We start from the raw sequence: 12,225 nt of genomic DNA, 5'->3' as shown, positions 1-12,225 counted from the left end.
GAAACGCCCGCCTTTTTCGCCTAAAACGATAACTTTATGGTACGAATAAAACCTTTCCGTGCGGTCCGTCCGCCGAAAGAACATGCCGCCGAGGTGGCGTCGCGTCCCTACGACGTGCTGAATTCCGCCGAGGCGAAAAGCGAGGCGACGGAGCGTTCGCTGCTGCACATCATCAAGCCCGAGATTGATTTCGAGCCCATCGCCGACGAGCATTCCGAGCCGGTTTACGAAAAGGCGGTGGAGAATTTCCGCAAATGGCAGTCCGAGGGATGGCTCCGGCAGGACCCCGAGGAGTACTATTATATCTATGCGCAGACGATGGAGGGGCGCACGCAGTACGGACTGGCGATGTGCTGCCACTTCGAGGATTACCTCTCGGGAGCCATCAAGAAGCACGAGCTGACGCGCCCCGATAAGGAGGAGGACCGCATGATCCACGTCCGCAACCAGCAGGCCAACATCGAGCCGGTGTTCTTCGCCTACCCCGACAACGCCGAGATCGACGCCATCGTCGCCGACGTGGTGAAGAACAACGCTCCGGAGTACGATTTCACGGCCGCCGACGGCTTCGGGCACCAGCTGTGGGTGATCCGCGACCGGAAGACCAACGACCGCATCACGGAGATTTTCGCGGGTATTCCGGCGCTGTACGTCGCCGACGGGCACCACCGTACGGCTGCCGCCGCTCGCGTGGGTGCGGAGTGCCGCGCGAAGAATCCGAACCACTCGGGCTGCGAGGAGTACTGCTATTTCCTGGCCGTGACCTTCCCGGCCAACCAGCTGCGCATCATCGACTACAACCGCGTGGTGAAGGACCTGAACGGCCTGACGCCCGCCGAGCTCGTCGAAAAGCTGAAAGAGTCGTTCACGGTCGAGGATAAAGGCGCGGAGGAGTACCGCCCCTCGGCCCTGCACAATTTCTCGATGTACCTCGACGGCCGCTGGTACAGTCTGACGGCCAAGCCGGGCACCTACGACGACAACGATCCGATCGGCGTGCTGGATGTCACGGTGCTGTCGAACCTGGTGCTGGACAAGATTCTGGACATCAAGGATCTGCGCACCTCGAAGCGGATCGACTTCGTGGGCGGCATCCGCGGCCTCGGCGAGCTGAAACGGCGCGTGGACAGCGGGGAGATGAAAGCGGCGTTCGCCCTCTACCCCGTTTCGATGCAGCAGTTGATCAACATCGCCGACACGGGCAACATCATGCCTCCGAAGACGACGTGGTTCGAGCCCAAGCTCCGCTCGGGAGTGGTGATCCATTCGTTCGAAGATAAATAATTGAAAAAGAGCTGCCCGATGAGGCGGCTCTTTTTTCGGGGCGTTGTTTTATCACGGAATGGCGATTTTTTATAACGAAAAACAAGTCGAGGCATGGAATTTTTTGTATATTTGTAAGCAACTTAACAATATTACGGCGTTATGGCTAAAATTAAAGGAACAATCGTCGTCGATAAGGAGCGCTGCAAAGGGTGTGGGGTTTGCGCCTCGGCCTGTCCGTGCGACGTGCTCGCCCTGTCGGCAGAGGTGAACAGCAAGGGCTACCCGGTGGCGTGGATGGCGAATCCCGATGCCTGCACGGGTTGCGCTTCGTGTGCGGTGATCTGCCCCGACAGCGTCATCACGGTTTATCGTCAAAAATTCGAATAGGCTATGGCAGAGAAGGAAGTGAAACTGATGAAAGGCAACGAGGTGATCGCCCATGCGGCGATCCGCTACGGTTGCGACGGATATTTCGGATACCCCATTACCCCGCAGTCGGAGGTGATGGAGACCCTGATGGAGCTCAAACCGTGGGAAACCACGGGGATGGTGGTGTTGCAGGCCGAGTCGGAGATCTCTTCGATCAACATGGTCTACGGCGGCGCCTCGACCGGAAAACGGGTGATGACTTCGTCGTCGAGCCCCGGCATCAGCCTGATGTCCGAGGGGCTGAGCTATCTGGCCGGCGCCGAACTCCCCTGCCTGATCGTCAACTGCCAGCGCGGCGGTCCGGGTCTGGGTACGATCCAGCCTTCGCAGGGCGACTATTTCCAGGCTTGCAAGGGCGGCGGCCACGGCGATTTCCACCTGATCGTGCTGGCTCCGAATTCCGTGCAGGAGATGCACGACCACGTGGCCGAGGCTTTCGACCTGGCGTTCAAATACCGCAATCCGGCGCTGATTCTCGCCGACGGAGCCATCGGACAGATGATGGAGAAGGTCGTGCTGGCTCCCCAGCGTCCGCGCAGGACCGACGAGGAGCTGAAAGCCGAGTGCGGTTCGTGGGCCGCGCAGGGAAAACCCGCCGGTCGTCCGCGCAATATCGTGACCTCGCTCGAATTGCAGTCCGAGAAGATGGAGGTCATCAACAAACGGTTGCAGGAGAAATACAAGGCTCTGGAAGAGAACGAGGTGCGCTACGAAGCCATCGAGTGCGACGATGCCGACTACGTGATCGTGGCATTCGGTTCGTCGGCCCGCATCTGCTCGGCGACGGTCGAAATGGCCCGCGCCGAGGGTCTGAAAGTCGGCCTGCTGCGCCCGATCACCCTCTACCCTTTCCCCAAGAAGCAGATCGCCGAACTGGCGGCCCGCGGTGTCAAGGGCTTCCTTTCCGCGGAGCTGAACGCCGGACAGATGGTCGAGGACGTGCGGCTGGCCGTCAACGGCAAGGCCCCCGTCGAGCATTACGGGCGTCAGGGCGGCATGATGTTCAATCCCGACGAGGTGCTCGACGCGCTCAAGGAAAAACTGATTAAAAAGTAAAAGACGATGGCAGAGGTTGAAATCAAAAAGGAGAATCTGGTTTATACGAAACCGGCGCTCATTACCGACAATGTCATGCACTACTGCCCCGGTTGCAGCCACGGCACGGTGCACAAACTCGTCGCCGAGGTCATCGAGGAGATGGGACTCGCTGAGAAGACCGTGGGCATTTCGCCCGTGGGCTGCTCGGTGTTCGCCTACAACTATATCGACATCGACTGGATCGAGGCGGCGCACGGACGCGCGCTGGCCGTTGCGACGGCCGTGAAGCGGCTCTACCCGCAGAATATGGTCTTCACCTATCAGGGCGACGGCGACCTGTCGGCCATCGGCACGGCGGAGTCGATCCATGCGGCGGCGCGCGGCGAGAACATCGTGGCCATCTACATCAACAATGCGATCTACGGTATGACCGGCGGCCAGATGGCCCCGACCACCCTGCTGGGCATGAAAACCGCGACGACCCCCTATGGACGCGATCCGCGGCTGAACGGCTACCCCTATAAGATCGCCGAGATGATGGCCCACCTCGACGGCGCCACCTACATCACGCGCCAGAGCGTGCATACGGCGGCCAACGTACGCAAGTGCAAGAAGGCGATCCGCAAGGCGTTCGAAAATGCGATGGCCGGTAACGGCTTTTCGCTCGTGGAGGTCGTTTCGACCTGCAACAGCGGCTGGAAACTCTCGCCCGTGGCATCGAACCAGTGGCTCGCGGAGAACATGCTGCCCTTCTACCCGCTGGGCGACATCAAGGACGTTAAAAAAGAGTAAGGCAATGAAAGAGACGTTGATAATTGCAGGATTCGGAGGACAGGGCGTCCTCTCGATGGGTAAGATTCTGGCTTACTCGGGTGTAATGCAGGATTTCGAGGTGACGTGGATGCCCTCCTATGGTCCCGAGATGCGCGGCGGCACGGCAAACGTGACGGTGATTCTCTCCGACCGGAAGATCTCCTCGCCCATCGCCCATGAATTCGATACGGCGATCATTCTGAACCAGCAGTCGATGGAGAAGTTCGAGCCGATGGTCCGGCCCGGCGGCGTGCTGATCTACGACACGAACGGCATCACGCGCCATCCGGTGCGCAAGGACATCGAGGTCTATGCGATCGACGCCACGGCCGAGTGTGCGAAGATGGGCCAGGCCAAGCTGTTCAACACGATGATCCTGGGCGGGTATCTCAAGGTACGCCCCGTGGTCGAGATGGAGAATGTGATGGTCGGGTTGAAAAAGTCGCTTCCCGAACGTGCGTGGAAGATGCTCCCGGCCAATGAAGAGGCCATCCGCCACGGCGGCGAGATCATCCGCAAGGTCCGCTGATTTTGCAGGATAGCACAGTTGCAACGCCCGGCTGGAAGGTCGGGCGTTGTCGTGTTCATGAGGTTCGGGGAATTACTGTTTTTCCGATTTTTCGACTTTGGGTTGGAAGTCGATCTGGTAGAATTTGAATTCCGGCTTTGTGATGGCTCCGGTCGCAGCGTCTATTCCCCATGTGAGTATGTTCAGCAGATTGAGGACCGATACGGCGTTGAAACTTTTGTTGATGATGATCGGTTCTGCCGTGTAGTTTGCGGTTTCGGCTGTCACGAGCGTTTCGTCGAATCCGCGTCTGATTTTGGTTGTGTAGGGAAAAGTGACATTCAGGTGTTTTCGGCCGTCGATTGTAAGGGTTGCTTTTTCGGCTACTTCACTATCGAATACGACTCTGGCTTTTGATCCGCAAAAAATTGATGCACAAGAACTCATCAAGATTGAAGAACAGAGAAGAATCCCGATACGTTTCATTTATTGGGGTGATATATGCCCGTGTCCCTGCGGAGGTATTTGATTGGAATAGGCATATAAAAAACGTGGGACAAAACTTTTATCATCGCATATCGAGGTTCTGGAATACCTTGTGGCAATAATATAAGTGAAGCCCACGCCATAGACGTGAGCATCAACTTCACTTCTTTTGCCACAATTTGAAATTTTCCAGATTTCGATATGCAAAGACGTAAAGCTAACGCTTTTTATATGTATGTACCGGCGCTTTTAGTGCGGAGACGGTACGTGTGTTTCGAATAAGTTAATCATTACTATATATCCATAGGCAATGCTTTTTAGAGTTATTCGAACAAATATACGAATAATTTCAAAAAAATGAAGTTTCCGAATGCCGCTTTTTCGCATTTTTCGGACCGGACGTATTTGTTGCCTTTTGCGGTCGTAAGCGAATCCGCCGTTTGTGTAGACCGATCCGTGCAGGAACGTAAATCGGTGAATAACATATCCTTAAAATTATTATCTTAGCGTACGACGAAGAATTTGCGGATGCGGGGCATTGATTTTGCGTGCCCGGTCATTAACATCAAAATTTCAGACTATGGAAAAGAACGAACAGCAAATGCCGCGTCTGGGCGAACCCGTTCCGGCATTCGAGGCCATGACCACCAAGGGGAAGATCAGCTTCCCGGACGATTACAAGGGCAAATGGGTGATTCTGTTCAGCCACCCTGCCGACTTTACTCCGATCTGTACGACCGAGATACTGACGTTCGGAGCCCGTACCGCGGAGTTCCGGGCGCTGAACTGCGAATTGGTGGGCTTGTCCGTGGACAGCCGCAACAGCCATATCGCATGGCTGAAGACCATCCGCGAGAAGATCGAGTACAAGGGCATGAAGAACGTGAAGGTCGAGTTCCCGATCATCGACGACGTGTCGATGAAGGTGGCGTCGCTCTACGGCATGATCCAGCCCGGCGAGAGCCAGACGGCAGCCGTGCGGGCCGTTTTCTTTGTCGATCCGAAAGGCGTGCTGCGGGCGATGATCTATTATCCGCTGGCGCTGGGCCGCAATTTCGACGAGATCAGACGGGTGCTGGTCGGCTTGCAGACCATCGACGCTTTCGGCATCGCGCTGCCTGCCGACTGGAATCCGGGTGACGAGGTGATCGTGCCGATGAAGGGCGACGATCAGGAGAAGATTCCCGAAGGGGCCAAGTGCTACGACTGGTTCTTCTGCACCAAGCCGCTCCCGAAGGAGGAGATCGAGAAGAAGATCGGCAAATAGGCCGGAAAAACGAAGGAGGCGTCCCGTTTCGGGGCGCCTCCTTCGTTTCAGAGCCGGGATTCGAAATAGTCGGTCCGCAGCAGGATGTCCGAAACCCGCCACAGCTCTTTCCGGTATTGCCGGACCGAGTCGTTGCGGTTGCCGCCCACCCAGCCTTCCGAGTGGTCGGCTGCACAGTCGCTCTGGCGGCGGAAGACGCTTTCGCCCAATCCGTGAAAATCGTAATCCTGTGCGTGCATCAGGTCCAGCAGGCTGGGATAGATGTCGATCTGTGCGATGACCTTCCCCGTTTCGGCTTTCAGCGGCGCATTGAGGATGAAGAGCGGGATGTAGCGGTCGCTCAGCTCCCGTTTTTTGCGCCCTTCGTATTGGTTGCGGGTGATGGAGTCGTGGTCGCCCATGATGACGATGATGCTCCTGTCGTAAAGCCCGCATGTTTTGAGCGAGTCGATGAACCGGCCGAGGCAGCGGTCCACGTACTGTGTGGCGACCAGATAATATTTGGCTTCGTCGTCGGGGATTTTGGCATTGTTCAGCGGGCTTTCGAGATCCGACTTCGCATACGGTCCGTGTCCCGACATCGTGACCAGCTGGGCATAGAACGGCTGCGGCAGTTCCTTCAGAATTTCGAGTCCGTTTTCGTAGAGCTCTTCATCGGCGCGGCGCATCGGTCCGCGGCTCAGTTCGTAATGATATCTGTCGAATCCGTAACTCTTCGTGGTGGCTTCCTGATTCCAATAATGGCGCGAATCGCAGATCAGCGATGCGGAGGTATACCCTCTCCGGGCCAGCGCTTTGGGTAACGAAGGATAGGTGTTCCGGCAGCCGTACAGACTGGCTGCGGCCCCGCTTTCGAGCGGCAGCAGTCCGGTGTTGAGCATCAGTTGGGCGTCGGACGACCGCCCGTCCTTCACCTGCGGCAGCACCCGCGGGAAGTAGAGCACGCTCGTGTCCCGGGCCAGCGAGTTCATGAATGGGGTCGCTTCCGTGCCGTCGATTTCCAGTCCGATCGGCCAACTGCCCAACGATTCGGCCAGCACGACGATCAGGTTTTTGCGGTGGTCTTCCGTGAGCGGTTCCCGGGAGGCGCGCCGCTCTGCGGCTTCGACGAACCGGGCGGCGTATTCGGCCTCCTCGGACGAGCAGCCGTGCAGATAGGCGATCTGATAGGACCAATAGCCGATCAGACCGTATTTGTGGAGTCCCAGCATGATTTCATTCCGGTACCAGGGCCAGGGGTGCTTGAACTCATTGGGGTCGTTGAAGTACGGCGGGATGACGGTGACGACGATCAGCAGCAGGCTGGCGGCACATCCCGCGGCACGGCGGCATTTCCCCCCCCCCTCCCGGTATCCTGCGGCCGAAAAGGGAGTATCCGGCGGCGAAACAGACGGACGGAAGCACGATCCACAGGTCCGAAGCCCGCATCGAGGCGCAGATGCTCGGACCGAGCCCCCGGAGGTTGTTCACCATCAGGTAGGAGTTCAGCGGCATGATGCTGTAATAAATGCGGTAATACCAGACGTTCGACAGCAGGTAGAGGTTGACCAGCACGATCCAGGGAAACAGCCATCGTTTCCGGTGCAGGAACCAGACGGGAAGCGCCAGCAGCATGGCGTCGGCGGCGCGCCGGGCCCAGATGGCGAAATAGTGGTGATGGCGGATGAGCCATACCTCGTCTACGATCGTCAGGGTGATGTAGAAGGCCAGCGTCAGCAGCAGGTAGGTCGCTGCCCTTTCATAACGGGCGGTCCGGCCGTTGGGTAAGTCCGGCCGTTCGGGGTTTTGCATGCGAAGTTTCATTCGACAGCGTATTTTTTATCCGGCAACCGTGATGGGGCGGTTGCCGGAATAAATAAGACGGTTTTGCGACAGAGAATCGGGTTATTTCCTGAATCTGTATTGGTTCACGTCGCGCCAGCCCAGCAGCAGGTCGCGCACCGCGAGCCGTTTCTTGCCGGCTATCTGCAACTCTCCGGGAACGATCCATCCGTCGGCGCACGCCACGCGGATAAAGGTCCGTCCGTCGCTCTCGACCGTGCCGCACGGCTGGCCGTGGGCCGCGGCCTCGAAGGTCGCCGAGAACACTTTGGCACTCTGCGGCTCTTCGTCCTCCTCGCGGAACATCTCGGTCCACGCCGCCGGATACGGCGACAGGCCGCGGATGAAATCCGCGATGCGCCGGCCCGGAAGCGTCCAGTCGATCCGGCAATCCTCCTTGAAGATCTTGGGAGCGGGCCGCAGCGTCGATTCGTCGATGTGCTGTTGTTCGACGGGCCGGATGTCCCCCGCGGCGATGCGGTCCACGGTCGAGGTGACCAATGCGGTGCCGGTCGTCATCAGCTTGTCGTAGAGCGTGCCGACGTTGTCTTCCAGCAGGATCGGCACCCGGACCTGTCCGATGATGCCTCCCTTGTCGATCTCGTGGTTCAGCAGGAATGTCGTGACGCCCGTTTCGGTTTCGCCGTTGATGATCGCCCAGTTGATCGGCGCCGCCCCGCGGTATTGGGGCAGCAGCGAGGCGTGGAGATTGAAGGTTCCCAGCCGCGGCATGGCCCAGATCACCTCGGGAAGCATCCGGAAGGCGATCACGATCCCCAGATCGGGCCGCAGGGCCTGCATGGCTTCGACGAACTCCGGGGCTTTCAGCTTCTCGGGTTGCAGGACCGGAAGTCCCAGCTCCAGCGCGGCGGTCTTGACTTCGCTCTGACGGAGTTTCTGTCCCCGTCCGGCGGGTTTGTCGGGCGCGGTCACCACACCCACGACGTTGTAGCCGCCGGCGACGAGCGCCCGTAGCGAAGGCACGGCGAATTCGGGCGTGCCCATGAATACGATGCGTATTTCTTTCGGATTCATCATCTATTTTTTCTCCAGTCCCAGCGTGTGGTGCATACGCTCCTGCTTGGTCTCCAGATAGTGTTCGTTGTAGGGGTTCGGGGCGATCACGATGGGCACGATCTCGTCGATGCAGAGTCCGTAGCCCTCCAGTCCGGCCCGTTTGAGCGGGTTGTTGGTCATCAGGCGCATATGGCGGATGCCCAGCTCGCGGATGATGCTCGCACCCACGCCGTAGTCGCGTTCGTCGGCCTTGAAACCCAGCCGGAGGTTGGCGTCTACGGTGTCCAGACCCTCGTCCTGCAATTTGTAGGCGTGGATCTTGTTGCAGAGCCCGATGCCGCGCCCCTCCTGGTTGAGATAGATGACGGCGCCCTTGCCCTCCTTCTCGATCATCTGCATCGCGCGGTGCAGCTGCTCGCCGCAGTCGCAGCGGTACGAACCGAAGATGTCGCCTGTGACGCACGACGAGTGTACGCGCACCAGCACGGGTTCGTCCTCCGCCCACTCCCCTTTCGTCAGGGCCACGTGCTCCACGCCGTTCGACTTCTGACGGAACGGCGTAATGCGGAAATCGCCCCACTCCGTCGGCAGGGGCACGGTCACGCCCTTCTCGATGATCGACTCCTCTTTGAGGCGGTAGGCGATCAGCGAGGCGATCGAGATGATTTTCAGGTCGAATTTTTTGGCGATCTCCACCAGTTGCGGCAGGCGGGCCATCGTGCCGTCGTCGTTCATGATCTCGATCAGCGCGCCTGCGGGCTGCAATCCGGCCAGACGGGCCAGGTCTACGGCCGCCTCGGTGTGTCCCGGACGGCGCAGTACGCCTTTGTCGCGGGCGCGCAGGGGGTTGATGTGCCCCGGGCGGCCCAGGTCGGTGGGCTTCGTCGCAGGGTCGGCCAGCGCGCGGATCGTCGCGGCGCGGTCGTGGATCGAGACGCCCGTGGTGCAACCGTTGCCCAGCAGGTCCACCGTCACGGTGAAGGGCGTGCCCAGCAGCGAGGTGTTGTTCTCCTCCATCATGTTGAGGCCCAGCTCGGCGCAGCGTTTCTCCGACAGCGGAGCGCACAGTACGCCGCGGCCCTCTTTGAGCATGAAATTCACGATCTCGGGGGTGATCTTCTCCGCGGCGACGATGAAGTCGCCCTCGTTTTCGCGGTCCTCGTCATCGACGACGATCACCGGCTTGCCGTTGCGGAAGTCTTCGATAACCTCCTCTACACTATTCAGAATCGTGTTTTTTGCCATTTCGTTTGAATTTTATCGCGTTCATCGTTTTTTTGATTCCCGGGGTCAGTCTGTCCTTCAGCGCCTTGATCTTTCCGGCGTACCAGTCCGTGTCGAGCAGCGCCGAGTCGTTGGTGGCCTTGTATGTAAGGTATATGGCGATCGGCATGAGGATGAAGGTCGAGAGCCACATGCCGTAAACGGCGTCCCAGTTGCCCTCCTTGGCCAGTTTCTCGCCCGACAGGCTGATGATGTAGTAGATCACGAAGAAGATCACCGACACCACCACCGGCAGTCCCAGACCGCCGCGGCGGATGATGGCGCCCAGCGGCGCACCGATCAGGAAGAAGATCAGGATCGACACCGGAAGCGATATTTTCTTGTGCCACTCGACCTTCGAGCGGTAGAGCTGGTTGAGCGCCTCCTTGGCGGCCGATTCGTCGAACGCGAACATGTTGCGCGAATTCTTGGCCAGCGTCCGGGCCTGATCCCAGATGCGTTCCTTGTCGCGCATCGGCAGTCCGACGATCGAGTCCTGCGCCAGCATGTCGCGGAAATGGCGCTTGTCGATCTGCAAGCTGTCGGGCAGCGGCAGCACGGTGTTGTCGCGTGCGAAGATCTGCTCTTTGAGCAGCGGTTCGTAGGAGCTCGTCGTGGCGGCGTTGACCTTGATTTCCAGCGAGTCGATGTCGTGCTGCAACTCCCGGATGTTCTTGGTCTGGCTGTTCGAGAAAAGGTCGGCGTCGGTGCGTCCCTGGGCGAATCCCTCCATCGGGATCACCTGCTTTTGCAGGTCGAAGGTGTGGTGGCGCAGGGCGCTCTTGGTGAACCACTGGCTGTTGCGCGTCTGTTCGTAGGTCTCGCCGTGGAAAAGGTCCACCAGCAGGTATTTCTTGTCGTCCGAGAGGCGGATGTATCCCGAATCGGCGACGATGGTGTTCATGTTGCCGTTGGCGGCGCGGTTGTCGTAGATCAGCACGTCGTGGAGCAGGTGCGTGTCGGGCTCCTGCCGGCTGACGCGGATCGACATGTTCTCGATGCCGTTGAAGAAGAGCCCGTCCTGGAATTCGAGGGCCTGTTTCTGCTGGCGGATGTCGTAGAGCGTGCTGTACAGCTTCTTATTGGCGTTCGGGACGAGGTTGTTGCCGATGAAGAAGCTGCCGACGGAGACGAACGCCACCAGTATGATGAGCGGTTTGGTGATCTGGACCAGCGACATGCCGGCCGACTTCATGGCCAGCAGTTCGTAGTTCTCGCCCAGGTTGCCCATGGTCATGATCGCCGCCAGCAGCATCGACAGCGGCAGGCCCATCGGGATCATGTTGGCCATGAAATAGGTCATCAGCTCGATGATGATTCCGGCGCTGAGGCCCTTGCCCACCAGTTCGTCGATGTAGCGCCATACGATGTTCATCATCAGCACGAACATGACGATGAAAAACGTGAGGACCATCGGGCCCAGGTAGGATTTCAGAACGAGTTTATGGATGGTCTTCATGCGGCTGCTCGCTGTTTTTTGCTACGCAAAGATACAAGTTTTACCAGTATAAGCGTAAGGGTGAGTGTAAATATTATGGCGGCGCCGGGCGGAACCTCGAAATTGTAGCTGGCGACGAGCCCCGCGGCGTTGCCTGCGACGGCCACGAGGGGCGCTGCGAGGGCGATGGTGCGGTACGAGCGCGAAAGCGTGTTGACGATCACCACGGGCATCGTCACGAGCGAGATCAGCAGCACGATGCCCATGATGCGGATCGAGAGGACGATCGTCACGGCGACCAGCGCGGCCATCAGGTAGGAGATCACGCGCGTCGGGATGCCCCGGCTGCGGGCGAAGTCGCGGTCGAAGGCGACGTACATCACGGGCCGCAGCCACACGAGGGCTCCGATGACGATCACGGCCGTCAGCACGGCCAGCGACGCGACATCGCTGTCGGTCACGGTCACGATGCTGCCGAAGAGGTAGGCCGACAGGTCGCCCGAGGTGTAGCCCGGGCGCAGGCTCATGAAGAGCGCCCCGACGGCCATGCCGACGGACCAGATGATGCCGATGGCCGAGTCCTCGCGGATGCGCCCGCGACTGCCGGCCCATTCGATGCCCAGCGCCGAGAGTACGGCGAAGATCATCGCCCCGGCGATGGGGTTCGCTCCCAGGTAGAAGGCGATGCCCAGTCCGCCGAACGAGGCGTGGGTGATGCCTCCGGCGAGGAACACCATGCGGCGGCAGACGACGTAGGTTCCTATCACCCCGCACGTTATGCCCGAAAGCACGCAGGCCGTGAGTGCGTTCGAGAGATAGCCGTATTGAACCAGGTCGCTGAAAAATTCCATACATCTTCTTTAATTGCGCGCAAATTTA

General features: G+C 59.1%; 13 protein-coding genes. 6 read left to right on the top strand and 7 right to left on the bottom strand.

The genetic code is table 11. The features are described from left to right. Nucleotides 1-36 precede the first annotated feature (36 nt). The 5 genes from WMO46_RS12580 (at nucleotide 37) to WMO46_RS12560 (ending at nucleotide 4,075) form a co-directional block, all read left to right on the top strand. Entirely contained in the window at nucleotides 37-1,284 is a 1,248-nt protein-coding gene (locus tag WMO46_RS12580; protein ID WP_019150149.1) for a DUF1015 domain-containing protein, read from the top strand. 141 nt (nucleotides 1,285-1,425) lie between these two features. Beyond that, on the top strand, nucleotides 1,426-1,653 hold the full coding sequence (locus WMO46_RS12575; protein WP_010259342.1) for a 4Fe-4S dicluster domain-containing protein: 228 nt from the start codon (nucleotides 1,426-1,428) through the stop codon (nucleotides 1,651-1,653). A gap of 3 nt (nucleotides 1,654-1,656) precedes the next feature. Next, nucleotides 1,657-2,751, top strand: a complete 1,095-nt coding sequence (locus WMO46_RS12570) for a 3-methyl-2-oxobutanoate dehydrogenase subunit VorB (protein WP_019150151.1) — start codon at nucleotides 1,657-1,659, stop codon at nucleotides 2,749-2,751. A 6-nt stretch (nucleotides 2,752-2,757) separates the two neighbouring features. After that, the gene (locus tag WMO46_RS12565) at nucleotides 2,758-3,525 is read left to right on the top strand and encodes a thiamine pyrophosphate-dependent enzyme (RefSeq protein WP_019150152.1); all 768 of its coding nucleotides are present in this window, start codon (nucleotides 2,758-2,760) and stop codon (nucleotides 3,523-3,525) included. Nucleotides 3,526-3,529: 4 nt separating this feature from the next. Continuing rightward, a complete protein-coding gene (locus tag WMO46_RS12560; RefSeq protein WP_026076394.1) occupies nucleotides 3,530-4,075 on the top strand; it encodes a 2-oxoacid:acceptor oxidoreductase family protein in 546 nt (181 codons plus the stop codon). Between the two features lie 72 nt (nucleotides 4,076-4,147). Here the strand turns inward: WMO46_RS12560 and WMO46_RS12555 are convergent, their stop codons facing one another. Further along, entirely contained in the window at nucleotides 4,148-4,540 is a 393-nt protein-coding gene (locus tag WMO46_RS12555; RefSeq protein ID WP_349094448.1) for a hypothetical protein, read from the bottom strand. 580 nt (nucleotides 4,541-5,120) lie between these two features. Between WMO46_RS12555 and WMO46_RS12550 the strand changes: the two genes are divergently transcribed. Next, the gene (locus WMO46_RS12550) at nucleotides 5,121-5,807 is read left to right on the top strand and encodes a peroxiredoxin (protein WP_019150155.1); all 687 of its coding nucleotides are present in this window, start codon (nucleotides 5,121-5,123) and stop codon (nucleotides 5,805-5,807) included. Between the two features lie 47 nt (nucleotides 5,808-5,854). On the opposite strand, the gene WMO46_RS12545 is transcribed toward WMO46_RS12550, so the two are convergent. From WMO46_RS12545 to WMO46_RS12520, 6 genes are all read right to left on the bottom strand, one after another. Continuing rightward, a complete protein-coding gene (locus WMO46_RS12545) occupies nucleotides 5,855-7,018 on the bottom strand; it encodes an LTA synthase family protein (protein ID WP_349094447.1) in 1,164 nt (387 codons plus the stop codon). Nucleotides 7,019-7,055: 37 nt separating this feature from the next. Further along, a complete protein-coding gene (locus WMO46_RS12540) occupies nucleotides 7,056-7,610 on the bottom strand; it encodes an LTA synthase family protein (protein ID WP_281716843.1) in 555 nt (184 codons plus the stop codon). Between the two features lie 81 nt (nucleotides 7,611-7,691). Further along, nucleotides 7,692-8,663, bottom strand: coding sequence for a methionyl-tRNA formyltransferase (fmt, locus tag WMO46_RS12535; RefSeq protein WP_349094446.1), 972 nt, complete (start codon nucleotides 8,661-8,663; stop codon nucleotides 7,692-7,694). A gap of 3 nt (nucleotides 8,664-8,666) precedes the next feature. Beyond that, nucleotides 8,667-9,890 carry a bifunctional 3,4-dihydroxy-2-butanone-4-phosphate synthase/GTP cyclohydrolase II gene (locus WMO46_RS12530; protein WP_019150158.1) on the bottom strand — a complete coding sequence of 408 codons (1,224 nt, stop codon included), beginning with the start codon at nucleotides 9,888-9,890 and terminating at the stop codon, nucleotides 8,667-8,669. Continuing rightward, on the bottom strand, nucleotides 9,865-11,367 hold the full coding sequence (locus WMO46_RS12525; protein WP_349094445.1) for an LptF/LptG family permease: 1,503 nt from the start codon (nucleotides 11,365-11,367) through the stop codon (nucleotides 9,865-9,867). The genes WMO46_RS12530 and WMO46_RS12525 overlap by 26 nt, the downstream gene beginning before the upstream one ends. Beyond that, on the bottom strand, nucleotides 11,364-12,197 hold the full coding sequence (locus WMO46_RS12520; RefSeq protein ID WP_019150160.1) for a metal ABC transporter permease: 834 nt from the start codon (nucleotides 12,195-12,197) through the stop codon (nucleotides 11,364-11,366). The genes WMO46_RS12525 and WMO46_RS12520 overlap by 4 nt, the downstream gene beginning before the upstream one ends. Nucleotides 12,198-12,225: the final 28 nt, after the last annotated feature.

Origin of the sequence: Alistipes intestinihominis (assembly GCF_040095975.1) — a bacterium.
Lineage (GTDB): Bacteria > Bacteroidota > Bacteroidia > Bacteroidales > Rikenellaceae > Alistipes > Alistipes senegalensis.
The sequence above is the reverse complement of the archived record's forward strand: the minus strand, read 5'-3'. Positions and strand labels throughout refer to the sequence as shown.